27 protein-coding genes and 1 tRNA gene are annotated in these 26058 nt (G+C 70.3%); 19 read left to right on the top strand and 9 right to left on the bottom strand.

Translation table 11 applies throughout. The features are described from left to right. Positions 1 to 134: 134 nt before the first annotated feature. The 7 genes from AB0M83_RS35890 (at position 135) to AB0M83_RS35920 (ending at position 7619) form a co-directional block, all read left to right on the top strand. Complete coding sequence (locus tag AB0M83_RS35890; protein WP_364524052.1) at positions 135 to 1064, top strand: ABC transporter permease; 930 nt, start codon at positions 135 to 137, stop codon at positions 1062 to 1064. Further along, positions 1057 to 2010 carry an ABC transporter permease gene (locus AB0M83_RS35895; protein WP_364524054.1) on the top strand — a complete coding sequence of 318 codons (954 nt, stop codon included), beginning with the start codon at positions 1057 to 1059 and terminating at the stop codon, positions 2008 to 2010. Before AB0M83_RS35890 ends, AB0M83_RS35895 begins: the two co-directional genes overlap by 8 nt. A gap of 6 nt (positions 2011 to 2016) precedes the next feature. Further along, positions 2017 to 3015, top strand: coding sequence for an ABC transporter ATP-binding protein (locus tag AB0M83_RS35900; protein WP_364524056.1), 999 nt, complete (start codon positions 2017 to 2019; stop codon positions 3013 to 3015). Continuing rightward, positions 3008 to 4006, top strand: a complete 999-nt coding sequence (locus AB0M83_RS35905; RefSeq protein WP_364524058.1) for a dipeptide ABC transporter ATP-binding protein — start codon at positions 3008 to 3010, stop codon at positions 4004 to 4006. Before AB0M83_RS35900 ends, AB0M83_RS35905 begins: the two co-directional genes overlap by 8 nt. A 103-nt stretch (positions 4007 to 4109) precedes the next feature. Beyond that, the gene (locus AB0M83_RS35910; RefSeq protein WP_364524136.1) at positions 4110 to 5801 is read left to right on the top strand and encodes a S8 family serine peptidase; all 1692 of its coding nucleotides are present in this window, start codon (positions 4110 to 4112) and stop codon (positions 5799 to 5801) included. Positions 5802 to 5904: 103 nt separating this feature from the next. Continuing rightward, complete coding sequence (locus AB0M83_RS35915) at positions 5905 to 6753, top strand: hypothetical protein (protein ID WP_364524060.1); 849 nt, start codon at positions 5905 to 5907, stop codon at positions 6751 to 6753. 125 nt (positions 6754 to 6878) lie between these two features. Then, positions 6879 to 7619 (top strand): hypothetical protein, encoded by a 741-nt coding sequence (locus tag AB0M83_RS35920; RefSeq protein WP_364524062.1) that lies wholly within the window; start codon positions 6879 to 6881, stop codon positions 7617 to 7619. Here the strand turns inward: AB0M83_RS35920 and AB0M83_RS35925 are convergent. Further along, entirely contained in the window at positions 7616 to 9118 is a 1503-nt protein-coding gene (locus AB0M83_RS35925; protein ID WP_364524064.1) for a peptidase S10, read from the bottom strand. The genes AB0M83_RS35920 and AB0M83_RS35925 overlap by 4 nt on opposite strands. Positions 9119 to 9149: 31 nt before the next feature. Between AB0M83_RS35925 and AB0M83_RS35930 the strand changes: the two genes are divergently transcribed. The 6 genes from AB0M83_RS35930 (at position 9150) to AB0M83_RS35955 (ending at position 14100) form a co-directional block, all read left to right on the top strand. Further along, a complete protein-coding gene (locus AB0M83_RS35930; RefSeq protein WP_364524065.1) occupies positions 9150 to 9719 on the top strand; it encodes a hypothetical protein in 570 nt (189 codons plus the stop codon). Next, a complete protein-coding gene (locus AB0M83_RS35935) occupies positions 9716 to 10399 on the top strand; it encodes a uracil-DNA glycosylase (RefSeq protein ID WP_364524067.1) in 684 nt (227 codons plus the stop codon). Before AB0M83_RS35930 ends, AB0M83_RS35935 begins: the two co-directional genes overlap by 4 nt. Before the next feature lie 84 nt (positions 10400 to 10483). After that, the gene (locus AB0M83_RS35940; protein WP_364524069.1) at positions 10484 to 11818 is read left to right on the top strand and encodes an NAD(P)/FAD-dependent oxidoreductase; all 1335 of its coding nucleotides are present in this window, start codon (positions 10484 to 10486) and stop codon (positions 11816 to 11818) included. Positions 11819 to 12018: 200 nt separating this feature from the next. Next, complete coding sequence (locus tag AB0M83_RS35945) at positions 12019 to 13350, top strand: ricin-type beta-trefoil lectin domain protein (RefSeq protein WP_364524071.1); 1332 nt, start codon at positions 12019 to 12021, stop codon at positions 13348 to 13350. A gap of 24 nt (positions 13351 to 13374) precedes the next feature. Beyond that, positions 13375 to 13451 (top strand) — tRNA-Leu (locus tag AB0M83_RS35950). Positions 13452 to 13530: 79 nt separating this feature from the next. Beyond that, complete coding sequence (locus AB0M83_RS35955) at positions 13531 to 14100, top strand: dihydrofolate reductase family protein (protein WP_364524073.1); 570 nt, start codon at positions 13531 to 13533, stop codon at positions 14098 to 14100. Positions 14101 to 14113: 13 nt separating this feature from the next. Here AB0M83_RS35955 and AB0M83_RS35960 read toward each other — a convergent pair whose 3' ends face one another. Together AB0M83_RS35960 and AB0M83_RS35965 are read right to left on the bottom strand one after the other, a co-directional pair. After that, positions 14114 to 15106 carry an RNA polymerase subunit sigma-70 gene (locus AB0M83_RS35960; RefSeq protein ID WP_364524075.1) on the bottom strand — a complete coding sequence of 331 codons (993 nt, stop codon included), beginning with the start codon at positions 15104 to 15106 and terminating at the stop codon, positions 14114 to 14116. Positions 15107 to 15184: 78 nt separating this feature from the next. After that, positions 15185 to 15562, bottom strand: coding sequence for a metalloregulator ArsR/SmtB family transcription factor (locus AB0M83_RS35965; RefSeq protein ID WP_364524077.1), 378 nt, complete (start codon positions 15560 to 15562; stop codon positions 15185 to 15187). Positions 15563 to 15691: 129 nt separating this feature from the next. Between AB0M83_RS35965 and AB0M83_RS35970 the strand changes: the two genes are divergently transcribed. The 3 genes from AB0M83_RS35970 (at position 15692) to AB0M83_RS35980 (ending at position 17777) form a co-directional block, all read left to right on the top strand. Next, positions 15692 to 16129: an arsenate reductase ArsC gene (locus AB0M83_RS35970; RefSeq protein WP_364524079.1), complete on the top strand. Its 438-nt coding sequence runs from the start codon at positions 15692 to 15694 to the stop codon at positions 16127 to 16129. After that, complete coding sequence (arsB, locus tag AB0M83_RS35975) at positions 16113 to 17186, top strand: ACR3 family arsenite efflux transporter (RefSeq protein ID WP_364524081.1); 1074 nt, start codon at positions 16113 to 16115, stop codon at positions 17184 to 17186. The genes AB0M83_RS35970 and arsB overlap by 17 nt, the downstream gene beginning before the upstream one ends. Positions 17187 to 17264: 78 nt before the next feature. Then, entirely contained in the window at positions 17265 to 17777 is a 513-nt protein-coding gene (locus tag AB0M83_RS35980; RefSeq protein WP_364524083.1) for a DinB family protein, read from the top strand. On the opposite strand, the gene AB0M83_RS35985 is transcribed toward AB0M83_RS35980, so the two are convergent. From AB0M83_RS35985 to AB0M83_RS36005, 5 genes are read right to left on the bottom strand one after another with little or no spacing between them, the layout of a single operon-like run. Then, positions 17767 to 18930, bottom strand: coding sequence for a M28 family peptidase (locus AB0M83_RS35985; RefSeq protein WP_364524085.1), 1164 nt, complete (start codon positions 18928 to 18930; stop codon positions 17767 to 17769). The genes AB0M83_RS35980 and AB0M83_RS35985 overlap by 11 nt on opposite strands. Further along, on the bottom strand, positions 18927 to 19124 hold the full coding sequence (locus AB0M83_RS35990) for a hypothetical protein (protein ID WP_364524087.1): 198 nt from the start codon (positions 19122 to 19124) through the stop codon (positions 18927 to 18929). The genes AB0M83_RS35985 and AB0M83_RS35990 overlap by 4 nt, the downstream gene beginning before the upstream one ends. Continuing rightward, the gene (locus AB0M83_RS35995) at positions 19121 to 19279 is read right to left on the bottom strand and encodes a hypothetical protein (protein WP_364524089.1); all 159 of its coding nucleotides are present in this window, start codon (positions 19277 to 19279) and stop codon (positions 19121 to 19123) included. Before AB0M83_RS35995 ends, AB0M83_RS35990 begins: the two co-directional genes overlap by 4 nt. Continuing rightward, on the bottom strand, positions 19276 to 20481 hold the full coding sequence (locus AB0M83_RS36000) for an MFS transporter (protein ID WP_364524091.1): 1206 nt from the start codon (positions 20479 to 20481) through the stop codon (positions 19276 to 19278). The genes AB0M83_RS35995 and AB0M83_RS36000 overlap by 4 nt, the downstream gene beginning before the upstream one ends. A gap of 4 nt (positions 20482 to 20485) precedes the next feature. After that, a complete protein-coding gene (locus AB0M83_RS36005) occupies positions 20486 to 21802 on the bottom strand; it encodes an FAD-dependent oxidoreductase (protein ID WP_364524093.1) in 1317 nt (438 codons plus the stop codon). A 100-nt stretch (positions 21803 to 21902) separates the two neighbouring features. On the opposite strand from AB0M83_RS36005, the gene AB0M83_RS36010 reads away from it, so the two are divergent. Continuing rightward, on the top strand, positions 21903 to 22745 hold the full coding sequence (locus AB0M83_RS36010; RefSeq protein ID WP_364524095.1) for a GNAT family N-acetyltransferase: 843 nt from the start codon (positions 21903 to 21905) through the stop codon (positions 22743 to 22745). 19 nt (positions 22746 to 22764) lie between these two features. Here AB0M83_RS36010 and AB0M83_RS36015 read toward each other — a convergent pair whose 3' ends face one another. Beyond that, positions 22765 to 23985 carry a cytochrome P450 gene (locus tag AB0M83_RS36015; RefSeq protein ID WP_364524097.1) on the bottom strand — a complete coding sequence of 407 codons (1221 nt, stop codon included), beginning with the start codon at positions 23983 to 23985 and terminating at the stop codon, positions 22765 to 22767. Positions 23986 to 24044: 59 nt separating this feature from the next. Here AB0M83_RS36015 and AB0M83_RS36020 point away from each other — a divergent pair, with 59 nt between their 5' ends. After that, positions 24045 to 24656: a TetR family transcriptional regulator gene (locus AB0M83_RS36020; protein ID WP_364524099.1), complete on the top strand. Its 612-nt coding sequence runs from the start codon at positions 24045 to 24047 to the stop codon at positions 24654 to 24656. 202 nt (positions 24657 to 24858) lie between these two features. Next, a complete protein-coding gene (locus AB0M83_RS36025) occupies positions 24859 to 26022 on the top strand; it encodes a thioester domain-containing protein (protein WP_364524101.1) in 1164 nt (387 codons plus the stop codon). Positions 26023 to 26058 lie beyond the last annotated feature (36 nt).

Raw genomic sequence — 26058 nt, forward strand, 5'->3', positions numbered from 1 at the left:
CAAATAAGATTTTTATACTAAAAATCGCCCCCCCCAAAACCCCCCCCCCCACCCCACTGTTTTGTTTCTTATAACTCCATGATAACACACCCACACCCCCCCCCCCCCCCCGCCCGGCGCGCACTAGGAACGTCATGATCCGTTATGTCCTGCGACGGCTGCTCCAGCTGATCCCGGTGTTCTTCGGCACCACCTTCCTCATCTACGTCCTGGTCTGGGCCGTGCCCGGCGACCCGTTCTCGGGCAAGTGCGGCCAGACCGCCTGCCCGAAGGCCTACATCGCCCAGATGACGGAGAAGTTCCACCTCGACGACAACCTCTTCGTCCAGTACTTCAAGTACCTCGGGAGCCTGTTCACCGGCGACTGGGGCGAGACCTTCAACGGCACCTCCGTCGGCGAGCTGATCGCCACGTCGTACCCGATCACGTTGCGCCTGGCCGTGATCGCCGTGGTCATCGAGGCGCTCATCGGGCTCACCGCCGGGGTACTGACCGGCCTGCGCGGCAAGGGTTTCCTCGACAACCTGGTCCTGGTCTCGACCACGTTCCTGATCTCGCTGCCGGTGTTCGTCACGGCGATCGTGCTGCAGCTCGCCCTGGGCAGCAACGGCCTGGGCCTGATCGAGGCGAGCGTGTCCGACAACCCGAGCGTCGGCGAGCTGATCGTGCCCGGCATCGCGCTCGGCAGCCTGTCCATGGCCTACGTCGCGAGGCTGTCGAGAACGAGCATCGCCGAAAACCGCCGCGCCGACTACGTCCGGACGGCGATCGCGAAGGGCCAGCCGAACAGCCGGGTCGTCGGCGTCCACCTGCTCCGCAACTCGGTGATCCCGGTGCTGACCTTCCTCGGCACCGACCTGGGCGCGCTGATGGGCGGCGCGATCGTCACCGAGGGCGTGTTCAACATCAACGGCCTGGGCGGGCTCATCTTCCGCGGCATCCAGAACCGGGAGAGCGCGACCGTCGTCGGTGTGGTCGTCCTGCTGGTGCTGGTGTACCTGCTGATGAGTCTCGTCGTCGACCTGCTGTACGCCGTTCTCGACCCGAGGATCCGCTATGACTGACCCGAACCTGGTGGGCGGCGGCGGTGCCGACGCGGCCGAGCTGTCCCGCATCGACGACTCCGGCACCGGCCCGCAGAAACCCCGCAGCCTGTGGAGCGACGCGTGGCGCCAGCTGCGGCGCAAGCCGGCGTTCGTCATCTCCGCCGTGATCATCCTGCTGATCGTGCTGATCGCCATCGCGCCCGGCCTGTTCAGCTCGCGGGAAGCGGGCTTCAGCGACCTGACGCACGCCAACGAAGGCCCGTCCGCGGACGCCTGGTTCGGCTACGACAACCAGGGTTACGACGTCTACGCCCGCACCATCTACGGCGCCCGCGCGTCCCTGCTGGTCGGGGTGTTCTCGACGCTGCTGACCGTCCTCTTCGGATCGCTCGTCGGCATCTTCGCCGGCTACTACGGGCGGTTCGTCGACAGCATCCTGTCGCGCTTCGGCGACATCTTCGCGGGCCTGCCGTTCGTGCTCGGCGCGATCGTCATCCTCACGACGTTCAACGCGCCCGGCTCGAACCCCGGCGCGGTGACGATCATCGTCCAGGTGGTCTGCTCCATCGCCGTGCTGAGCTGGCCGGTGGCCATGCGCATCATGCGCTCGGCGACGCTGGTGGCCAAGCAGCTCGACTACGTCAAGGCCGCGCGCGGCCTCGGCGCGAGCACCCCGCGGATCATCTTCCGGCACCTGTTGCCGAACACTCTCGCCCCGGTGCTGGTGTACGCCACCATCGCACTCGGCGCGTTCATCGGCGCCGAAGCGACGCTGGCCTACCTCGGCATCGGCGTGCGCCCGCCGGTGATCTCGTGGGGCGTGATGATCAGCGACTCGCGGGACTACTTCCGGGTGGACCCGCACATGCTGCTGTTCCCCGGCGCCTTCGTCACCCTGACCGTGCTGGCCTTCGTGATGCTCGGTGACGGCATCCGCGACGCGCTCGATCCGAAGTCGAGGTAGATCCCCTTGTCCGACAACGAACTCCTGCTCGAAGTAGAGGATCTGCACGTCGAGTTCCGGACCTCCGACGGCGTGGCGAACGTGCTCAACGGCGTCGGCTACGCGGTGCACGCCGGGGAAACCCTGGCGGTGCTCGGCGAGTCCGGCTCCGGCAAGAGCGTCACCGCGCAGACGGTGATGGGCATCCTCGACACGCCACCCGGCGTGATCACCGGCGGCGCGGTGCGCTGGCGCGGCGAGGACCTGCTGACCGCGTCCGACGAGCGCCGCCGCGAGGTGCGCGGCAGCGAGATCGCGATGATCTTCCAGGACGCGCTCTCCGCGCTGAACCCCGTGTTCACCGTGGGCTTCCAGATCGAGGAGCAGCTGCGCGTCCGGCTCGGGATGTCCAAGAAGGACGCCCGCAAGCGCGCGATCGAACTGCTCGACACCGTCCGCATCCCGGCCGCGGACCGGCGAATCAAGGACTACCCGCACCAGTTCTCCGGCGGCATGCGCCAGCGCGCGATGATCGCGATGTCCCTGGCGCTCGACCCGGACCTGCTCATCGCCGACGAGCCGACCACCGCGCTCGACGTCACCGTCCAGGCCCAGATCATGGACCTCCTGGGCGAAATCCAGGCCGAACGCAAGATGGGCCTGGTGCTGATCACGCACGACTTGGGCGTCGTCGCCGAAGTCGCCGACCGGATCGCGGTGATGTACGCGGGCCGGATCGTCGAGCAGGCCGACGTCGTCGAGCTGTTCCGCGCGCCCGCCCACCCCTACACCGCCGCGCTGATGGACTCCCTGCCCCGGCTCGACCTCAAAGGACAGACGCTGGAAACCATCAAGGGCCTGCCGCCGAGCCTGCTCGACATCCCGCCGGGCTGCCCGTTCCACCCGCGGTGCAAGCGAGCCGAAGACCGCTGTTCCGTCGAGGTGCCGGCGCAGCACGGCATCGGGTTCGGCCGGACCAGCGCGTGTCACTTCGCCGAAGAAGTGGTGGTGAACACCCGTGCCTGATCCCATCCTTTCGGTCTCCGACCTCAAGAAGTACTTCCCGGTGCGCACCGGCGTCCTGTTCAAGCGCACGATCGGCCAGGTCAAGGCGGTCGACGGCGTCTCGTTCGACCTGATGCCGGGCGAGACGCTCGGGGTCGTCGGCGAGTCCGGCTGCGGCAAGTCCACTTTGGCGCAGGTCCTGATGCGCCTCGAAGAGCCGACCGGCGGCAGCGCGAAGTTCGAAGGCCGCGACATGTTTTCGCTGCGCGGCAACGAACTGCGGAAGCTGCGGCGCGAGATCCAGATCGTGCTGCAGGACCCGTACACGTCGCTGAACCCGCGGATGACGGTCGGCGACATCGTCGGCGAGCCGTTCGAAATCCACTCCGACGTCGCGCCGAAGGGCTCGCGGGCCAAGAAGGTGCAGGAGCTGCTGGAGGTCGTCGGGCTCAACCCCGAGCACCTCAACCGCTACCCGCACCAGTTCTCCGGCGGGCAGCGCCAGCGCATCGGCATCGCGCGGGCGCTCGCGCTGCGGCCGAAGGTGATCATCTGCGACGAGCCGGTGTCCGCGTTGGACGTCTCGATCCAGGCGCAGGTGATGAACCTGCTCGGCGACCTGCAGGACGAGTTCGGCCTGTCCTACGTGTTCATCGCGCACGACCTTTCGGTGGTGCGGCACCTGTCCAACCGGGTCGCGGTGATGTACCTCGGCAAGATCGTCGAAATCGGGACGGACGAAGAGATCTACGAGCGACCGTCCCACCCGTACACCCAGGCGCTGCTGTCCGCGGTGCCCGTCGCGGACCCGGCCGTGCGCGGGCAGCGGCAGATCATCCGGCTCGAGGGCGATGTCCCGAGTCCCCTGGATCCCCCGTCCGGGTGCCGGTTCCGCACGCGCTGCTGGAAGGCGCAGGACCGGTGCGCGACGGAAGTGCCGGAGCTGGTGCCGAGGACGGACGGTCACTTGTCAGCTTGTCACTTCGCGGAGCAGAAGTCGGTTGTTCCATAACGTACGTTTGGCCGTTGTTTGCGCTATGTCCGGTCTATACGGTGCAGGAACCGCTTTCCCGAGGAGGAGAAAAGTGAAGAGACCCAGGCTTCTCGCCGCGGCCATGGCCGTCCCGCTGTTCGGGGCGCTCTCGGCGGTCGCGGTCCCGGTCGCGTCGGCGCAGCCCGCGCTGGCCGGCCCCGCGACCGAGTTCACCGTGCTCGCCAAGGACGCGCAGAGCATCGGCTCCGCCCAGCAGGCCATCCGCGCCGCGGGCGGCACCGTGCTGGAGACGAACACCGCCGTCGGCCTCATCAAGGCCAGCGCCCCGGCGACCGGATTCACCGAGCGCGTCTCGGCGGACCGGGCCGTGTTCGGCGCGGCCAAGGCCCAGGTCATCGGCTCGCTGCCGAAGAACGGCAAGAAGGCCAAGAACGACAACGCGGAGAAGGAAGGCCGCGGCGCCGCCTCGAAGAAGGCCTCGGCGAACAAGGCCGTCGGGATGGACCCGCTGGACGACCAGCTCTGGGGCCTCAAGTCCGTCCGCTCGGACCTCGCGCGCACCAAGCAGGCGGGCAGCAAGCAGGTCAAGGTCGGGGTCATCGACACCGGCATCGACGGCACGCACCCGGACATCGCGCCGAACTTCGACGCGGCCGACTCGCGCAACTTCACCAAGGACATCCCGTTCGACGTCAACGGCGTCGAGGTCGACGGCCCGTGTGAGTTCCGCGGCTGCGTCGACCCGGCCGACCACGACGACGGCGGCCACGGCACGCACGTCGCCGGCACCATCGCCGCCGCGGCCAACGGCTTCGGCGTCTCGGGTGTCGCGCCGAACGTGACGCTGGTGAACATCCGCGCCGGCCAGGACTCGGGCTACTTCTTCCTGCAGCCGACCGTCGACGCGCTGACCTACGCCGGCGACGCGGGCATCGACGTCGTCAACATGAGCTTCTACACGGATCCGTGGCTGTACAACTGTGCCGCGAACCCGGCCGACTCGGCCGCGGAGCAGGCCGAGCAGCGCACGATCATCGAGGCGACCCAGCGCGCGCTGAACTACGCGCACCGCAAGGGCGTCACGATGGTGGTCGCGCTGGGCAACCAGCACACCGACCTCGGCGCGCCGCAGCCGGACACGACGAGCCCGGACTACCCGGCCAACTCGACGCACCCGCGCACGGTCGACAACACCTCGTGCCTCAACCTGCCGGTCGAGGGCAACCACACGATCGGCGTCGGCGCTTTCGGCCCGTCGCAGGCGAAGGCGGACTACTCGAACTACGGCACCGAGCAGATCTCGGTTTCCGCGCCGGGCGGCTACTTCCGCGACGGTTTCGGCACGCCGTGGTTCCGCACGGTCGAGAACGAGATCCTTTCGACGTACCCGAAGAACGTGGGTGTGGCCGAGGGCAATATCGACGCGGCGGGCAACGTGACGCCGGAAGGTGTCGCGCTCGGAGTCCAGAAGGCGACGGCGGCCGACGGCCGGGTCGGCTATTACCAGTGGCTGCAGGGCACGTCGATGGCGACCCCGCACGCGACGGGTGTCTCGGCGCTGATCGTCTCGCAGTACGGCAAGAAGTCGGGTTCCGGCTTCGGGCTGGACCCGGACAAGGTCCAGCGCGTGCTCGAAGGCACGGCGACGGAGGTCGCCTGCCCGACGCCGCGGACGGTGGACTACGTGGACGAGGGCCGCGGGCCCGAGTTCACGGCGACCTGCCAGGGTGACCCGTCGTTCAACGGCTTCTACGGCCACGGCGCGGTCGACGCGTACGCGGCGGTGACCCGCGGGACGCAGTACCTGAAGTAGCAGTTCTCACGCGAACGGCCCGCTCCTGCGAGGGAGCGGGCCGTTTTCGGGTCAACCTTTCGGCGGGTTCGTGCGTGTACTCCCCGACGTGAGGGGGCAGTACGTGGACGGACCGACCGAGACCGAAGTCAGAGCCGCCAGGAAGTGGCTGGCCAAGCGCGGCGTCGACGTGGCGGAGCCGACGCCGTTGCTGGCGCTGCGGCTGGGTGTCCGCCGCGGCGCGCGCTCGCCGGACTACTGGGCCAGGTACGTGGTGATGGTGGTGGTGCTGATAGTGGGTGCTGTCGTCCTCCAGCTCCTGCCCCTCCTGCTCGGCGTGGCCCGCGCCGACCGGTTCCAGGGCAGCTGGATCTTTTTGATATACGCCGGCCTGGTGCTGTTCATCTGGCTCCCGGTGCGGTCGGCCGACCGGCGGGCCGCGACGTGGCTGGGCGATCGGCGCCTCGACGTGTCACGGCCGTCGTGGCGGGAGCCGGTGAACGGCTGGTACCTGACGTCGGTGCTGATCACCTTCGGTGGTGGTGCGGTCCTGGCCGTCGTGATGGGCGTGGTGACCTTCCGGTGGGTCTGGGCGCTGACCTGGCTGGCCCTGCTGGCGTCGGGCGCGGTCGTGGTGGCGGTGGTCCTGAACGGCGTGTTCCGGCGGCCGGTCATCGCCGAGGACGACTCGTCACTGAGGATCGATGCGGTGGTGCGCGCCGAAGATCCGCTCATCGCCATGCCGGGACTGTTCGCCCTGCCGGTGCTCGTCGACCCCCTCTTGTCGGAGTGGCGTGCGCCGGAGTTCACGCCGTGGCTCATCGGTTATGTCGTTCTCGCCTTCGCGACCCTGCTCGTCGGCCGCTACACGCAGTACCGGCGCCGCACGCTGCCACCGGGCCACTACGGCACACCGCCGGTACCGGACCCGGGCACGCCCGTCGACTGGTCGCCGCCGCGGGAGGCCCGATGATCGAAGTGACGTCGTCCGAGGAGGGGGCCGCGCTGAGGTGGCTCGCCAAGCGGGGGCAGCGCGTCGGACGCCCGATGCCACTGCTGACCGCGCTGATCGCCCTGAGACATCCGCGAGGTCGCGGTATGAGGCGCTACTTCGCGATCGTGATCGGCGTTGGCATCCTCGGCGGTGGCTATCCGGTGTTGTTCGGTTTTTCCGGAGCGACCCAGAGCGGCGTCGGGTATTTCATCTACTTCGGGATCCAGCTCGCGTTGTGGGACGGCATCCGGCAGCGCGAGCGGAAACTCGGCGCGTCGGTACCGTCGCGGAGCTCGGCCGAGCCCTGGCGGCGGGTCCTGGGTGGTTGGTACCTGGCTTCCCTCGTGGCCGCGTTCGGCGGCGGGGTCGCGCTCGCCGTCACGATGTACTTCACGACACCGGCCCGGACGTACGCGGTGAGCTGGCTGGGGTTGCTCGTCCTGAACGCGCTCTGCTGCGGCTGGATCCTGACGGGCGTCCTCCGCGGCCCGGTCTTCGGCGAGGCCCCGGAGTCCCTGGCCGTCCAGCGCGCGCTGCGAACCGAGCGGATCTACCTCGCGATGCCGGCGTTCGTGGTCTTCCCGATCGCGATGGAGCTGGTGCTACTGCCCGACTACCGGCCGCCCGCGGAGGTCACGCCGTGGCTGGTCCGCTACATCGCGGTGGTCGTGGTCCTCCAGACGATCAGCGGCATCCTGCACTGGCGCCGGCAGCGGAGGCTGCCACCGGGCCACTACGGGAGACCGCTGCCGCCGGATCCGGGCACGCCCGTCGACTGGTCACCACCGGCAAGCCACGCGGACGGTGGCGCCCGGTCCGGACCGGACGCCACCGGAGAGCGCTAGCGGTTCGAGGCCTTCTTGACGAACTTCGCGAGGTCTTTCGCCTGCTGCACCCGCGTCGGCTCGTGGACGTACATCATGTGCCCGGCCGGGTAGTACGCCGTGTCGATGTTGTCGCGCAGCTCCTCCGGGATCTGCAGGTGGGCCAGCACGTGCTCGGCCGCGAAGTAGGCCGTCGCGCCGTCGTAGTGGCCGAACGCCACGTGGACCTGCAAGTGCGGGTTCGCGCGCATCGCCGCGCTCAGCGAATCGACCACCGACACCGAGCGGCCCTCGAAGTCCGAGTACGACCACGCCTTGAACGTGTCCTCGTGGATGAGCTCGTACGGCAGGTCGTTCTCGTACCCGAGTTCGGCCCGCACGTAGTGGTTGAACGCCGCCGCGTACGCGCCGATCACGCGGGAGATCGACGGGTCGTCGCTCATGTGCTCGCGGCCGCCGTCCGGCTCCCACGTCGTGAAGCGGCCGTCCATCCGGCCGACCGTCAGGCCGCGGTCGCGCAGCAGCTCGGTGAAGAAGCGGACGTGCTCGATCCGCAGGTTCACCCGGTCCACATAGGACTCGGTGAGCCCGGTCAGCGACGCCAGCGTGGCGACCGCCTCCGCGCGGTCCTGAGTGGACAGCCGCGCGCCGCGCGAAAGCACGTACGGCAGCTCCTTCGCCGCGAAGTCCTCGGCGTCGGCCAGGACGTCGTCGAGCGGCCGGTCGCCGTGTAGGCCGTGGTAGTGCGCGATCGCCGCGTACGTCGGCAAGTACAGCGAGTACGGCAGGTCGTTGCCCTCGGTGAACCGCAGCGTGCCGAGGTCGAGCACCGAGGAGATCAGCAGCAGGCCGTTGAGGTAGAGCCCGTGCCGCTCCTGCAGGTGCGCGGCCAGCCCGGCGGCGCGCAGCGTGCCGTACGACTCGCCGGCCAGGAACTTCGGCGACAGCCAGCGCTGGTGCCGGGACACCCACAGCCGGATGATCTCGCCGACCGACTCGATGTCGCCCTTGAAGCCGTGGAAGTCCTTCGTCTCCTCGCCGCCCGAAACGCGCGAGTAGCCGGTCGACACCGGGTCGATGAACACGAGGTCGCTGTGCGCCAGCAGCGTCTCGGGGTTGTCGGCCAGCCCGTACGGCGGCGGCACGAGGTCGTCGACGTCGCCCGAGAGCACCCGGCGCGGCCCCAGCAGGCCCATGTGCAGCCAGATGCTCGACGAGCCGGGGCCGCCGTTGAAGGCGAACGTCACCGGCCGCGTGCCCGGATCGGCGTCGTCGAGGGTGTAGGAGGTGAGGAACACCTCCGCCTTCGCCTTGTGCCCCTCCGACTTGCCGTCCTTGACGATCTCCTTGCGGAGGACGATCCGGCCCGCCTTCGCCGTGTACGCGAGCTTCTTCCGCTTCACGGTGATCGTGTGCTGGGTCGTGACGATGTCGTCGGTCGGCTCGGCCGGGATCTCGGTCGCTTCCGAGGGAGATCCAGCCTTCTTCTCGGGGGCCTCTTCGGGGGTCGTGTCCGCCATGGACCCAACCTAGTTGTGGCAGGGTGACCTGGTGCACACCGGGGACTGGCCGGCGACGGTCGAAGACGCGCTCGCCGTGCAGGAACGGCTGCGCGGCCGGGTCGACCTCACCGACGACCTCCCCGAGGCGGGAGTGGCCGGCGCCGAGGTCGAGCACCGGGCTGCCGTGCCGACCGTAATCTCGGAGACCCGGAAGCGGACGGGGCGCGCGCGAGCCGGGGTCACGGGCAAGGCCGGTCCGTACGCTCTCCACGAGGTGCAGCCGGTGTCGATCCCGCTGGACCAGCAGCGCGGCGTGCTGGGCGACGGCAGCCACGGTGCCGCGCGGTCTCGGCGCTTCGCCTTCGCCCGCCGCGCCGGCCTGCTGACCGGGTGCCCGGCGTCCGGCATCCTCGAGCCCTGGTCCGTCGATGGGCGCGACGAGTCCGATCTGCACCGCCCCCGGGTGCCCCCGGTCGGCTCGGTCGGGCGATTCCACGACGGCAGCAGGCCCGGGTACCTCGCGACCGGTCACCGCAGCGTGGTCCACACCGGCTGCTCGACCTCGGGCTCCTGCCTGCGCGAGTCCCGACTGCCGACCGATCGGGCGGCGCTGGCATGAGGTCACTGGCCGAGCTGGACGCCGCCGTGGCCGGGTGCCGCGCCTGCCCGCGGCTGGTGACCTGGCGCGAAGGCGTCGCGGGCACGAAGGTGGCCTTCCGCGGCGAGGAGTACTGGGCGCGGCCCGTGCCGGGCTTCGGGCCGCCGGACGCGTCGATCGCCGTGGTGGGGCTCGCGCCCTCGGCGCACGGTGCGAACCGCACCGGCCGGATGTTCACCGGTGACCCATCGGGTGACTTCCTCTTCCGGGTGCTGCACGAGGTCGGGCTCGCGTCGCAGCCGACGTCGGAGCGGCTCGGCGACGGCCTCGAGCTGTACCGGACGCGGCTCGTCTCGCCGGTGCGCTGCGCCCCGCCGGAGAACAAGCCGACGCCGGCCGAGCGCGACACGTGCCGTCCGTGGCTCGCGGAGGAACTGGCGCTGTTACGTCCGACACTGCGCGCGATCGTCGTGCTCGGCGCGTTCGGCTGGCAGGCGTTACTGCCCGTGCTCGCCGAGGCCGGCTGGCCGGTGCCGCGGCCGCGTCCGGTCTTCGCGCACGGCGCCGTCGTGGAACTGGACGACCTGCGGCTTTTCGGCTGTTACCACGTATCGCCGCGGAATGTCCAGACTCGGCTCGTGACCCACGCCATGGTGGCCGACGTCTTCCGTGCCGCGACCTCGGTGACAGGGCCGGACTGAATCGTTACGGAAACCGCAGCGACGCTGGTCACAGCCGGATGGGGTCCCCGAGCGAGGTGCTCCGGAAGGTGTCACCATGAGGACATGGCTGCTGCGAAGTCGAAGTCGGAACCGACTCGGATCCTCGTCCTCGGTGGTGGGTACGTCGGGCTCTACACGGCGTACGGCCTCCAGAAGATGCTCCGGGCCAACGAGGCCTCCGTGACCGTCGTTGACCCGCAGCCCCACATGACCTACGCGCCGTTCCTCCCGGAGGCCGCGGCCGGCGCGATCGAACCCCGGCACGTGGTCGTGCCGCTGCGTCGCGTGCTCAAGCGCTGCCACGTGCTGACCGCGCGCGTCACCAAGATCGAGAACGAGAAGAAGTCGGTGACGGTCGAGGCGGCCGACGGCCACATCGAGCAGCTCGGCTACGACATCCTGGTCGTCGCGCTGGGCGCCGTCGCGCGCATCCTCCCGATCCCGGGCCTGGTCGAAGAGGGCATCGCCTTCAAGACCATCGGCGAGGCGATCTACCTCCGCAACCACATCATGACCAAGCTCGACGAGGCCGCCAGCACGCTGGACCCCGAGCTGCGCAAGCGCCTGCTGACATTCACCGTCGTCGGCGGCGGGTTCGCCGGCATCGAGGCGCTGGCCGAGCTCGAGGACATGACCCGGTTCGCGGTGGAGAACTACTACCCGAACATCCAGCCGTCCGACGTCCGCTGGGTGCTCGTCGAGGCCGCCGGGCGGATCCTGCCCGAGGTCCGCGAGACCCTGGGCGTGTACACGGTCGAGCAGCTGGAGAAGCGCGGCATCGAGGTGTACCTGTCGACGGCGGCGAAGTCGTTCGAGAACGGTCACGTCGTGCTCTCGGACGGCACGGAGTTCGACACCGACACGATCATCTGGACCGCGGGTGTGAAGGCCAACCCGGTGGTGGGCCAGTCGGACCTGCCGGTCGACAAGCGCGGCCGCCTCGAGGCGACGGCCGCCATGCAGGTCGTCGGCCACCCGGACGTGTGGACCGCGGGCGACAACGCGGCGATCCCGGACCTCTCCCGCACGGAGGAGGACCCGACGGCGACGTGCCCGCCGAACGCGCAGCACGCGGTCCGCCAGGCGACGCTGCTGGCGAAGAACATCATCAAGGTGCTCCGCGGCGGCAAGCCGAAGGACTACTACCACAAGAACCTCGGCGCGGTCGCCAGCCTCGGCCTGCACAAGGGCGTGGCCGACGCGCTGAACCTGAAGATCAAGGGCTTCCCGGCGTGGCTCTTCCACCGCGCGTACCACCTCAAGGCGATGCCGACGTGGAACCGCAAGATCCGCATCCTGTTCGACTGGATCCTCGGCGGGCTGTTCCGGCGTGAGGTGATCTCGCTCGGGCAGATCAACAACCCGAAGGACGAGTTCGCGCGCGTCTCGAAGTCCTGACGTTCCTTCGCTGAGAGCCCCCGGCCGTGATGGCCGGGGGCTTTCGTCGTTTTCGGGGCTATTGCAGGGAAATGACCGGCTGTGTGCCGGTGAGCGACATGGTCTGGACAACTGGGCGGCTGAGCGGGTAAACCCTTTCTTCACAACGCGGAATAAGTCCGCTCCGGCTCCTCTCCCCACGGTCCCCCTTGGAGCTCTTCATGTCCTTTTCCCGTACCAGAGCGGCACTCGTGGCGGCGTTGCCCGTCGTCGCCGCTCTCGCTCTGACACCGTCCACCGCCGAGGCGGCCGGCCCGGCCTTCCCGGCCCACTACGCGGCGCCGTACCTGCAGATCAGCGACGCCGACGCCGGCCAGATGGCCGCCGACATGAACGCGACCGGCACGAAGTTCTTCACGCTGGCGTTCCTGACCCCGCAGTCCGGCTGCACGCCGGTGTGGGAGGCGAACGGCACCGGCGTCGGCTCGTTCAAGGCGCAGATCAGCGCCCTGCAGGCGGCGGGCGGCAACGTGATCCCGTCGTTCGGCGGCGCCGAGGGCGGCGAGCTGGCCCAGACCTGCACGAACACCGCGAGCCTGACAGCGGCGTACGCCAACGTCGTGAACACCTACGGCACCCCGCGCCTGGACTTCGACATCGAGGGCGGCGTCCTGAACGACACGGCGTCGAACCAGCGCCGCAACTCCGCTCTGGCCGCGCTGCAGCAGCAGAACCCGGCGGTCCAGGTCGACTACACCCTCGCCGTCGACCCGACGGGCATCCCGTCGAACGAGCTCGACCTCCTGCGCGACGCGAAGAGCAAGGGCGTCAAGGTCAGCGTGGTCAACCTGATGGTGATGGACTTCTACGACGGCCAGCCGGTCCTGGGCGACGCCCTCTCGGCGGCGCGCGCATCGGCGTCGCAACTGGCGAGCCTGTACGGGATCTCGACGTCGGCGGCGTACGCGATGATGGGTCTGACCCCGATCGCGGGCCGCAACGACGACGGCGCGCAGTTCAGCCAGTCGGACGCCCAGCAGCTGGAGACGTTCGCTTCTCAGAACGGCGTCGCGGAGCTGTCGTTCTGGGAGCTCCAGGACTACGACCGCGCGACGGGGTACGCGTACTCGAGGATCTTCAACGCGATCACGGGCGGCACGACAACACCGCCGCCTGCCGGTGGCGGCACGATCACCGGCTACGGCGGCAAGTGCGTGGACGTGGCTGGCGCTTCTGCCACCAACGGAACCGTGGTCGACCTGTACACGTGCAACGGGACGAACGCGCAGCAGTGGACAGCTTCTTCGGGAACCTTGCGAGCGCTCGGCAAGTGCCTGGACGTCGCCTCGGCGGGAACGGCGAACGGATCTCGCGTCCAGCTGTACGACTGCAACGGAACGGGCGCCCAGCAGTGGACGGCCTCGGGAAGCCAGCTGGTGAACCCCGCGTCAGGCAAGTGCCTGGACGCAACGGGCCCGAGTTCGGCGGACGGAACACCGCTGCAGATCTGGACGTGCACGGGAGCGGCGAACCAGTCGTGGACCCTGCACTGACGACCATCACCTAGAGTGTGCGGTGCCCCCGTAGCCCAACTGGCAGAGGCAGTCGACTTAAAATCGACAAAGTGCGGGTTCGAACCCCGTCGGGGGCACCACACCTGGCTCACCGCGCACCGATCAGGTTTTCGCGCCGCGGCCGTCTCTACGTGTGAGATCGACACACAGGAGGCTGGCATGACGCGGAAACTGACCTTCGGCATGAACGTGACCCTGGACGGCTACATCGCCGCGCCCGGCGGCGACATCGGCTGGGGCGGGCCGCTGAGTGATGAGTTGTTCCAGTGGTGGTCCGATCGGGTGGCGGCGACGGGCCTGGCTCTGTACGGGCGCAAGCTGTGGGAGGCGATGAGTTCCCACTGGCCGACCGCCGACCGGCAGCCCGGCGCCACCTCGGCGGCGATCGAATACGCCCGTCGCTGGCGGGACATGCCGAAGGTGGTGTTCTCCTCGACCATCGACGACGTCGACTGGAACACCCGCCTGGTCACCGGCGACGCGGTCGCCGAGATCACCCGGCTCAAGGCCGAGGACGGCGGCCCAATGGACATCGGCGGCGCGACGCTCGCCGGGGCTGCCGTGCGGGCCGGGCTTGTCGACGAGTACGTGCTGGCCACCGTGCCGGTCCTGGTGGGCGGCGGCACGCCGTTCTTCACCGCGCTGGACAGCTGGGTACACCTCACCCTCGTGGAGACGCGGACGTTTCCCGGCGGCGTGGTGCTGACCCGTTACGAGACGAAGCGATGAGCGCGGGACAAGATCACAGCGTCGGGGGCAGGTCCAGCCATGGCTTGCCGGTCGCGTCGAATCCGGTGAGCTCGGCGATCTTGCCGTCGACGACGTGCAGGACCGCGATGGCGAACAGCCGGTACTCCGGGTCGTCGGGGGTGCGGAGGTACAGCGCGGCGGCCGGCATGCGGTTGACCGTCGTGGGGATGCCGCGCCAGTCGTCGTGGCCGGGCTGGAAGAGCCCGCCGGAGACCCAGCCGTCCACCGCGTCCTTTGCCGTCGTGGTCAAGGTGCCCGCCTCGGGCAGCATCGCGAAGCGCAGGTCCTCGCGCAGCAGGGACGTCAGCCCCGCGAGGTCGTTGCGCTCGTGGGCGTCGATGTAGGACTTCACCACGTCGCGCTCGTCATGCGACAGCTCGGGGTTCCGCCAGTCGAGGCGGCGGCCGGGCAGCTGTTCGCGCATCGTCACGCGCGCCCGCTGCAGGGCGCTCGTCACCGAGGCGACGGTCAGCTCGAGGGCCTCGGCGGCCTTTGACGCCGGCCAGCCGAGGACGTCACGCAGGATGAGCACCGCCCGTTGCCGCGGCGGCAGGTGCTGGACGGCGACGATGAACGCCAGCTCGATCGTCTCCCGCGCCACCACCGATTCCTGCGGGTCCTCGGGAAGCATCCGGTCTGGGTACGGCTGCAGGTACAGCACCTCGGAGTCCGCCAGCCCGGACGGCACGGGTGTGCGGTCCTCGCGCTTGTCCAGGAAGTCGAGGCAGGCGTTCGTCGCGATCCGGTACAGCCAGGTCCGCAGCGCGGCGTGGCCCTTGAACGTCTCCCGCTTGTTCCACGCTCGCAGGAACGTCTCCTGCGTCATGTCCTGGGCGTCCTCGTAGTTCGCGAGCATCCGGTAGCAGTGCACCTGCAGCTCACGCCGGTGGCGCTCCGTGATGAGCGCGAACCGCGCCGGATCGCCCGAGCGGACCGCCGCGATGAACGTGGCTTCGTCGGCGGCCGGCGGCCTGGCGTCGGTCATGGTCGTCAATCCTTCCACCGGTGTGCGGGGCTACCAGAACTGACGACGTGGCGGAGGATTTCTGATCGGTGTCAGCGGCTACCGGGCGAGCCGGTCGGCGAGGGGGCCGCCCTCGCGGAGCAGGTGGCCCAGGGCCTCGAGCGGCTCGGGCACGAGGCTGTACCAGCTCCAGGTGCCGCGGCGCTCGCGCGTGAGGACGCCGGCCGTGACGAGGACCCGCAGGTGGTGGCTCAGCGACGGCTGCGGCATGTCGAAGTCCTCGGCGAGGTCGCAGAAGCACGCTTCGCCGCCGGGGGAGTGCCGGATCAGGGACACGAGCCGGATCCGGACCGGGTCGGACAGGGCCTTGAACAGCTTCGCGGCCGTCTCGGCCTCGGCATCCGTGACGACGGCGGCGGGCTCGGCCAGCAGGAGAGTCACCGGCTTCGCCCGGACGTGACCGTTGTGCGCGGCCATGACTCCTCCTCGACGGCCGGGTGATCTCGATCGTACCTCTGCTGGATTGACAAGTGTCGATCCAAACGTCTTCAATTGCATCGGCGGACTTCGATCCAGCCGGTCCGCTCGACTCCGGAAGGACCGTTCATGTCCCGCACTCCCGAGGTGCTGTTCGTCTGCGTGCACAACGCCGGCCGCTCGCAGCTGGCCGCCGCGCTGCTGCAGCACTACGCACTCGGCCGGATCGCCGTGCGGTCGGCCGGGTCCGAACCGGCCGGCAAGGTCAACCCCGCCGCCGCCGAGGCGCTCGCCGAGTGGGGCCTGGACATCACCGCCGAGGTGCCGGCCAAGCTGTCCACAGAGGACGTCGAAGCCTCCGACGTCGTCATCACCATGGGCTGCGGCGACACCTGCCCGATCTTTCCCGGCAAGCGATACCTGGACTGGCCCCTCGACGACCCGGCCGGGCAGGGCGTCGACGCCGTCCGCCCGATCCGCGACGAGATCGACCGCCGCGTCCGCGGACTCGTCGCCGAGCTCCTCGACGATTCGCCAGGAGGTCCGGTCCGTGACTCGGACCGCTGACGCCGACGTTCTGCATCGACTGTCCTTCTTGGACCGGTTCCTGCCCGTCTGGATCATCGCCGCGATGGCCGCGGGGCTGGGGCTCGGCAGCGTGATCCCCGGCCTGCAAGGCGTACTGGAAGCCGTAAAGATCGGGCAGGTGTCGCTGCCGATCGCGCTCGGGCTGTTGCTGATGATGTACCCGGTGCTGGCGAAGGTCCGCTACGACAAGCTCGACACCGTCACCCGCGACAAGCGCACCATGGTCCTGTCGCTGGTCCTGAACTGGATTCTCGGCCCTGCCTTGATGTTCGCGCTCGCGTGGCTGCTGTTGCCGGACCTGCCGGCGTACCGGACCGGGCTGATCATCGTCGGGCTCGCGCGCTGCATCGCCATGGTGATCATCTGGAACGACCTCGCCTGCGGTGACCGCGAAGCCGCCGCGGTGCTGGTCGCGCTGAACTCCGTGTTCCAGGTGATCATGTTCGGCGTGCTGGGCTGGTTCTACCTCGACCTGCTGCCCGGCTGGCTCGGTCTCGACACGACCAGCGTCAGCTTCTCGCCGTGGGAGATCGCGCTGAGTGTGGTCATCTTCCTCGGCATCCCGCTCGCGGCCGGCTACCTGTCGCGGCGGATCGGGGAGCGCAGCAAGGGCCGCGAGTGGTACGAGGGCGAGTTCCTGCCGAAGATCGGCCCGATCGCGCTGTACGGGCTGCTGTTCACGATCATCGTGCTCTTCGCGCTGCAGGGGGAAACGATCACCTCGCGGCCGCTGGGCGTCGCCCGGATCGCGCTGCCGCTGCTGGCCTACTTCGCGATCATGTGGGGCGGCGGCTACCTGCTCGGCAAAGCCTCGGGGCTGTCCTACGCGCGCACGACGACGCTGGCGTTTACAGCCGCGGGCAACAACTTCGAGCTGGCGATCGCGGTGGCGATCGGCGTGTTCGGCGTGACGTCCGGCCAGGCCCTCGCGGGTGTGGTCGGCCCGCTGATCGAGGTACCCGTACTGGTCGGCTTGGTGTACGTGAGCCTGTGGCTGCGCAAACGCTGGGTCGAGAAGACCCCGCAACCCAAGTGACCTCCTCCGGTCAGCTGACTGAGAGCGGCTTCAGCTGTTCGATGAGATGCTCGTCCGGGGCACCCGGAAGGTTGGGCGATGGACCGGCAGGCTGTGCACGAGCAGTGGGAACAGGACCGGGCGACGTTCCACGAACTGGTGGCCGCCGCGACGACCGCGGATCTGCGCCGCCGGTCGGACGGCACCCGGTGGACCAACCAGCAGCTGTTGTTCCACCTGGTGTTCGGCTACCAGATCGTGCGCGCGCTGCTGGTGCTGGTCCGGGTGTTCGGGCGCCTGCCGGACCCGGTGAGCCGCGGGTTCGCCGCGGTGCTGAACGCGGCGACGCCGCCGTTCCACGTGATCAACTACCTCGGTTCCTGCGGAGGCGGCTTGATCGGACCCCGCCGGGCGGGCCGCTGGCTCGACCGCATCATCGCCTCGCTCCACCGAAGCCTGGATCGGGCCGACGACGCGGCCCTGGCGCGCGGGATGCACTATCCGCCGCGCTGGGACCCGTTCTTCCAGCCGTACATGACCCTCGCCGACCTCTACCGCTATCCGGCCCAGCATTTCGCCTTCCACCAGCGCCAGCTCACCCTCAGCCGGTGACCGGAGCCACCAGCTGCCGAACCGTGGCAACGACGAGCCGGGTCGCCGCGACGAGGGTGCCGGTCTCGACGCGGCCGGGTGTCTCGGCCGGGGTCTGGTAGCCAGGCATACCCATGCCGATCCCGGCCGCGGGCAGGCCGGCCGCGGCGTAGCGGCGGTTGTCCGACGCCATCGCGCCGGCCCGCAGTGGAACTCCGGTCTCGCGGCCGGCCTGGTCGAGCGCGGCCAGCAGCGCGTGGGCCGGACCGCCGGCTTCCACGGCCGCGGCGTCGCCGAGCTCGGCTGCGCCGTCGAGGTTGATCACCACCGTGCCGGGCGCCACGGCCGGAGCGTGGTGAGCGGAGCCGCGCGCGCCGGCTTCCTCGGCGTCGGGGAACGCCACCGCGAGCCCCGCGCCGTCCGGCATGGCCGGTGCGAGGAGACGGGCGGCTTCGAGGACAGCGGCGACACCGGAGGCGTTGTCGGCCGCGGCGGGCAGCCGCTGGTCCGGATCGTCCCCGACGCCGTCGAAGTGCGCGGTGAGCAAGACGTTCACTCCCTGCGCAGCAGGTTGGTGGAGCACGCCGTGCACGTTCGAGCCGGTGACGTCGACCGTGCGCAGCGGCACCGACGCGGACACCGTCGACGCGTCCGCCAGCTGCCGGTGCAGCTCGGTGCGGACCGCGAGGACCGGAAGGTCGCCGGGCGGCGGGCCGGCGATCATCTTCGGCATCCACCCGGCCTCGTCGGTCCCCCGCGGCACCAGCAGACCCACTGCGCCCTCGCGGGATGCTCGCGCCGAAACCCCCAGGTCCGGCGCGAGCACCCAACGACCACCCAGCTCCTCCGCATCGGCGCGCACCAGCTCGCCGGTACGGAGTGCGGGCAGGTCCGCGGACGCGAGGTGTTCCACGAAATCCCGGCGGTGCACCAGCGCCCGGCCATCCCAGGTGAGCTGGGGCGTGCGGTAGAGCTCCCGCACGCCGGGCACCGGGAACTCGTCGGTGGTGACCGTCGCGCCGATCGCCCGCAGCTGCCCGGCGAGCCAGGTGGCGGCTGCGCGGCCGCCCGCGGTGCCGACCCGGCGGCCGGTGAAGCGGTCCTCGGCCAGCGTGGTCACCGTGGCCCGCAGCCGGGCACCGGAGACGGCCGGTGCGGGGCGGGTCGTGGTCATCCGCAGCAGCCGGCGCCGTCGGCTTTGGCGGCCGGGTCGCAGCAGGTGCCGGCCGCGGTCGCGGCCTCGGTGGTGCCGCAGCACGTTGTCGCGGTCGCCGTGGCGGGCGTGGAGCCGCAACAGCCGCTGGAAGCGGGCGGGGTGAAGGCTTCGGCCGGGTCGCCGGCGAATCCGCCGACCGTCTCGTTGGTCATTGAGACTCCTTGTGGGTGGTGTGGACGGTGAACACGCCGTCGTCACGGGTGACCGCGTCGACCCGGCGGTGGGTGCGGATGTCGGCGTCGAGGCAGCCGGGGAAGGTCAGGCCGGTCTGGCCGCCGCCGATGACGATCGCGTCGTGCTTGCTCATGGGGTTCTCCTGGGAGACGGGTTGCCGGCCATGGCCAGCGCGGCGGCCGCGGCGTTGACCGCGGCGAGGACGAGGAAAGCGTGGGCGTAGCCGCCGAGCACGTCGGCGAACGCCGCGCCCGCGAACGGGGCCAGCGCCATGGTGATGGTCATCGGCGCGGACATCAGCCCGCTGAGCCGTCCATAGTGGACAGCACCCCAGCGGTCGGTGATCGCGGTGGCCTGCAGCAGCGTGAACACCCCGCGGGCCATCCCGGCCACGACCGTCGCGGCGATCAAGGCGACCACCGAGGTCAGAACCGACAGCAGCGCCGTGGTGACCGACGTGGCCAGCAGGACCAACCCCGTGCGGGCGCGGACGTTCGTGCGCCGCGACAGCGTGGCGTACCCGAGGCGGCCGAGGACCTGCCCGGCGCCGCCAAGGCCGAGGGCGACCGCGGCGATTCCGGGGCCGACGCCGCGTTCGGTCAGGAGGGGCACCAGGTTCACCACGACGGCGAACGCCGAGAACGTCGCCATGCTCAGCGCGACGACCAGCACCACGAACGCGCCACTGCGGGCGATCCGCCGCGGATCGGCGTGGTCCGCCGGCGGAAGCCCGGCCTCCGGCCACGGACCCTTCAACCCCCACGCGTGCAACGGGATGGTGATCGCCGCCAGGACCAACGCGAGCACCAGATAGGTGTGGCGCCAGTCCAGGTGCGCGGCCAGCAGCGCAGTGACCGGCGCGAACACGGTGCTCGCCAGACCGCCGGCCAGGGTGAGGACGGTCAGGGCGGACACCCGCCGCGGCCCGTACCAGCGGGTCAACGCCGCGAACGCCGGCGGGTACAGCACCCCGCTCATCGCCGCGCCGGCCACCGCCCACGCGATCACGAACCACGCGAGGTTCTGCGCCGTCGCGATCGCGACCAGCGCGCACACCCCCAGCACCGAGCCGGTGGTCATCACCGCGCGGGGCCCGCGCCGGTCCAGCCACCGCCCGACCGGGATCCCCGCCACGGCGGTGACCAGCTGCGCGCCGGACAGCGCCGCGACCACCGCCGTGGTCGGCCAGCCGGTCGCGCGGGCGATGTCCGGGGCGAGCACCGGGAAGGCGTAGTAGAGGATTCCCCAGCTCGTGATCTGCGTGACGCACAAGATCGCGAGCACCCGGCGCAGCCCCGACCTGCTCAAGGACGTGGCGCCCGTGCTCGCCGGCACCGGGTCAGTGCGACGCGGCGGGCGGCGCCGACAGCGTCAGCACCTCCGGCTCGGGAGCGCCGCAGCACCCGCCGGCGGCAGGCGCGGCTTCGTCGAACAGCCCGGCGCCGCCGCAGACCCCGGTTTCGGCCATGATCAGCTCGACCCGGGTGGCCGCCTCGTGATCGCCGGCGAGGGCGGCCGCGATGCTGCGGACCTGCTCGTAGCCGGTCCGGGCGAGGAACGTCGGCGCGCGGCCGTAGCTCTTCATCCCGGCCAGGTAGAAGTTCCGCTCCGGGTGGGACAGTTCCTTCGCGCCGTGCGGGTAGACCGTGCCGCAGGAATGCACGTTCGGGTCGACCAGCGGGGCCAGCGCGACCGGCGCCTGCAGCGTCGGGTCCAGCTCCAGGCGGATCTCCGACAGCCACGACAGCTCAGGCCGGAACCCGGTCAGCGCGATCACCTCGTCGACGTCCCCGATCCGGCGCCCGGCGGCCGAAACCAGCGCGATCGATCCGCCGGTGCGCTCGACCGCTTCGGTGCGGAAGCCGGTCACGACCGTGACGAGCCCGGCGTCGACCGCCTCCTTCGCGCGCAGGCCGAGTGCCCCACGGGCCGGCAGCTGGTCGGCTTCACCGCCGCCGAAGGTGTCTCCGATGCCGCCGCGGCGCAGCACCCAGGTGATCCGCGTGCCACCGCCCAGCGCGGTCAGCGCGACCAGCGCCGTCAGCGCGGAGTGCCCGCTGCCCGCCACGACCACGTGCTTGCCCGCGTACCGCGCGCGCTCGGCGGCGAGGTCCGGGACCCGGTAGGAGATCCGGTCGGCCGCGGTGCGCTCGCCGATCGCCGGAAGGCCCTCGCCACCCAGGGGATTCGGGGTCGTCCAGGTCCCGGACGCGTCGATCACCGCCCGCGCCAGGACGCGCCCTTCGCCGTCGGCGGTGCGGACGTGCACGGAGAACGGCTCGTCGTCGCGGCCGCTGTCGACGATCCGGTCCCGGCCCCGCCGCGCGACCCCCACCACCTCGGTACCGAAGCGGACGCGGTCGCCGAGTGCTTCGGCGAGCGGCCGCAGGTAGTGCTGTGCCCACTCGCGGCCCGTCGGGTAGCTGCCGCCGTCCGGACGGGTCCAGCCGGTCGGCTCGAGCAGGCGTGCGGCCGCCGGGGCGGCCAGCTCCGACCACGAGGAGAACAGCCGGACGTGGTTCCACTCCGCCACCGCGGCGCCGGCCTGGGCGCCACGTTCGAGCACCAGCGGCTCGAGGCCGCGTTCCAGCAGCTCGGCGGCCGCGGCGAGCCCTACCGGGCCGGCGCCCACGACGACAACAGGCAACTCGTCCATCCCCAGATCCTTTCATCGATATCGCTCGATGGAGCTGCCGAGCAATGTATCGACCGTCATCGATTGACGCAACCATCGATCACCGTCAATACTCGACGGCATGACGACGACCCTGCCGGTCACGCCGCCGGTGCTGCCCGACGCCGAGGCCGCCACGTACGCGGAGTGGTTCTCCTGCCTGGCCGAGCCGACGCGGGTCAAGATCCTGCACGCCGTGGCGACCGCGAACCGCGAGCTCACCATCGGCGGGCTGACCGAGATCATGGGCATCAGCCAGGGCAACGTGTCCCACCACGTCCGCAAGCTCGCCGACGTCGGGTTCCTGCTCCTGCGGAAACGGGGCACCGCCACCGTCGTCACGGTCAACGAAGCCTGCTGTGTCGGACTCCCGCATGCGGCTGACGCGGTCATGGGCCTGCTCGCGCCGCGGCCCTGCTGCCCCGAAGACGTCCCGGACGACGTCGCCGTGCGCCCTCTCGGCCGGGGAGACTGGGGCGCGGTCCGGCGCATTTACGCCGAAGGCATCGCGACCGGCATCGCCACGTTCGAAACCGCGGTGCCCAGCCGAGACGAGCTGCACGCGAAGTGGCTGCCCGGCCACCGCTGGGTCGCCGAGATCGACGACGAGGTCGTCGGCTGGGCCGCCGCCACGCCGGTGTCCGCGCGGGAGTGCTACTCCGGCGTCGCCGAAACTTCGATCTACGTCGGTGAAGGCCACCGAGGCCGCGGTGTCGGCAAAGCCCTCATCCGCACGCAGGTCACGGAAGCCGACGCCGCCGGGCTCTGGACGCTGCAGACGTCCGTCTTCACCGAGAACCGCGCCTCGATCGCCCTGCACCGCGCGGCCGGCTACCGGACCCTCGGTGTCCGGGAACGCATCGCGCGGCGCGACGGTGTCTGGCACGACACCGTGTTCCTCGAACGCCGAGGCCCGGTCGGCTGAGCCGGCGGCCCGCGCCCCGTCAGGCGTGCACGGTGACCGGGAACTTCGCCGGCCCGCGCAGGTTGATCCGGCCGTTCCACGTCAGCTCGCCCGCGAAGCGCAGCTCCGGGAACCGCTGAACCAGCCGGCTGACGGCGACCTGGCCTTCGAGCCGGGCCAGTGCCGCGCCGAGGCAGTGGTGCGGCCCCGCGCCGAACGACACCTGGTGGCGCGCGTTCGGCCGGTCCAGGCGCAGCTCGGCGGCGTCCGGGCCGAAGAAGCGCTCGTCGCGGTTCGCCGAACCCAAGCACGCCAGCACGAACGTGCCCGCCGGGATCTCCTTGCCCGCCACTTCGTACGGGGATGTCGTGATCCGGCGGGTCTGCTGGACCGGGGAGTCGTAGCGGAGGAACTCCTCCACCGCGTTCGCGGCGAGATCCGGCTGTGCCCTCAGCAAAGCCAGCTGCGAGGGGTGGCGCAGCAACGCGTTGACGCCGTTGGCGATCAGGTTGACCGTCGTCTCGTGGCCGGCCACGTAGAGCAGGACCACCTGGGCGACCAGCTCGTCGCCGTCGAGGACCTGGCCGTCGTGCTCGGCCTGGATCAGGGCCGTGAGCAGGTCGTCCGCCGGGTGATCGCGCTTCCAGGCGATCACGTCGCGCGTGATCGCCGTCAGCTCCGCGTCCGCCGCCATGATCGCGCGGGCCGTCTCCTCGTCGGCGACGACCTCCAAGGACCGCACCAGGGTTCCGCTCAGCTCCCGGATCCGGGAGTGGTCCGTCGGCGGCATGCCCAGCATCTCGGAGATCACGGCGAACGGCAGCGGGAACGCCAGCTCCTCGACCAGGTCCGAGTCGCCTTTTTCGGCCATGCGGTCGAGTGCGGCGTCCACGAGGCCGACGATCTTCGGCTCCAAAGCGGCGATCGCGCGGCGGGTGAACACCTTCGTCACCAGCGAGCGCAGCCGCGTGTGGTCGGGCGGGTCGCGGTCGAGCATCGAGAGGTTCAGCGCGCCCCGATCGGCGTCCGGGGTGAACGCGGTGGCCTGGTCGAGGAACGGCCCGGGCGCCAGGTTCCCGATTTCCACCGAGAGGCCGGCCTTCAGCAGCGCCGAGACGTCTTCGTAACGCGTGACGAACCAGAACCCCAGCGGGTGCTCCTGCACCGGGTCCTCGTCGCGCAGCGTCTTGTACTGCTCGTACGGATTTTCGAAGAAGCCGGGCGCGAACGGGTTGAACAGGAGCTCGTTGACGTCGGTCATGGCAACCCCCACATGCACTGTGTCGGTGACATGCGCAGTGTATGTCCTATGCTTTGCGCATGTCGACGGTCAAGAGCCGGCGGGAGCAGTACTCCGAGGCCACCCGGACCGCCCTGCTGGCGGCGGCCACGCGCCGGTTCGCCGAGCACGGCTTCGCCGGGGCGGCCCTGGAGGACATCGCCGGCGACATCCAGGCCACGCGCGGCGCGATCTACCACCACTTCGCGAACAAGACGGCGCTGTTCGAGGCGGTCTTCGCGCAGCTCGAAACCGAGGCGATGGAGCTGTCCGCGGCCGCGGCGGCGCGGGCGGCGGACCCCTGGTCGGCGGCGTTCGCGGCCCTCGACGTGTTCCTCGACCGCTGCTGCGACCCGGTGTACGGCAAGCTCGTCTGGCAGGAGGCGCCGCTCGCCCTCGGCTGGCTGCGCTGGCAGGCGGCCGAGGAGCAGTACGCGTACGGCCTCGTCGAGCAGCTGATCAAGGCCCTGGTGGAGGGCGGCGACATCGACGACCAGCCACTGGAAACCACGACGCGCCTGGTGTTCGGCATGCTCGGCACGGCCGGGATGGCGCTGGCCGAAGCGGCCGATTCGGACAAATCGCGGCTCAAATCGGAGTATGCGGCGGTGATCGGGAGGATGGCTTCGGGATTGCGGCCCGTCGTCACGTGAATCCGTGGCCTGCGGCTTTCCTGAACGCCGTTTCTTTCGGTTTTCTGACCCATTCGAGATAACGGGGACACCCTGAGTAGTACTTGTGAGGTCCGTGTAGGCTCCGGTTTCGCTTGACCGGGTGATCACTCACCCGAATCAGTGGCCGCCTGCGGGGGTGGATGGCTGCTACGTCGTCGGTTCGGGCTCGGATAGGAGATTTATGCAGGTCAGGTCCACTCTCGTGCGTGGCGGGATCGCGGCTCTCGCCGCGGCCGCCGCCGTCATGATCGGTTCGCCGGCCGCCCTCGCCGACGACGGTGCCGCGCGCGGCCGCGTCGTCGCGGACGACCACGGCAACGCCAAGGCCACCGTCGGCTACCGGCTCAACCTCGGCAAGGGCGGCGACTACATCGCCGAGCTGTTCGAGATGAAGCTGTCCAACGGCAGCACGCTGAAGCTCTACTGCGTGCAGATCACCGTCGGCCTGCGCACGGACGTCGACATGGTCGAGCGTCCGTGGAGCAAGTACCCGGCCGAGAACTCGCCGTTCGAAAAGAACAACACCAAGATCAACTGGGTGCTGCACAACGGCTACCCGGGCACCGGCCTCGACGCGCTGGGCAAGGCGCTGAAGAAGGCCGGCGTCGAGGTCCACGACGGCGTCTCCGAGCGCGAGGCCATCGCCGCGACGCAGGCCGCCGTGTGGCACTTCAGCGACGGCGTGAACCTGGACGCCACCAAGCCGCTGGCCGAGGAGAAGTCGGCCGACGCCAACGCCGACGTCGCCGCGCTCTACGCCTACTTCACCGGTGACCAGAACAAGGGCATCGGCGAGCAGCCGAAGCCGACGCTGAACATCGCCGCGGACAAGACCGAGGGCACCGCCGGCTCCAAGGTCGGCCCGTACAGCGTCGCCACCAGCGGGGACATCACCTCGCTGACCAGCCAGCTGCCCGAGGGTGTCAAGATCACCGACGCCGACGGCAAGGAGCTGAAGGGCACGGACGTCAAGGACGGCAGCAAGCTGTTCGTCGACATCCCGGCGGGCACCAAGCCGGGCAAGGGCGCCTTCACCCTCAAGGCCACCGGCGAGCTGGACACCGGCCGCCTGTTCGTCGCCGAGAACTACGCGAAGAAGCCGGCGCAGTCGCTGATCGTCGCCGACTCGGAGAAGACCGAGGTCACCGCGAACGCGCCCGCCAGCTGGACCGAGGCCGGTGCCCCGACCACCGCGCCGAGCACCACCCCGGCCGGCTCGAACGGCGGGGGCGGCGAGCTCGCCAACACCGGTGTCGACGCCGCGGTTCCGTTCACCGTGGGCGGCCTGCTGCTCGGTGGCGGCGCGCTGATGCTGCTGGTGAACCGGCGTCGCAGCCGCGCGTAAGCAGCAAGCAGTACCCGGGAACGGGGCCGGTCCACA

Origin of the sequence: Amycolatopsis sp. NPDC051106, from assembly GCF_040682775.1 — a bacterium.
Lineage (GTDB): Bacteria > Actinomycetota > Actinomycetes > Mycobacteriales > Pseudonocardiaceae > Amycolatopsis.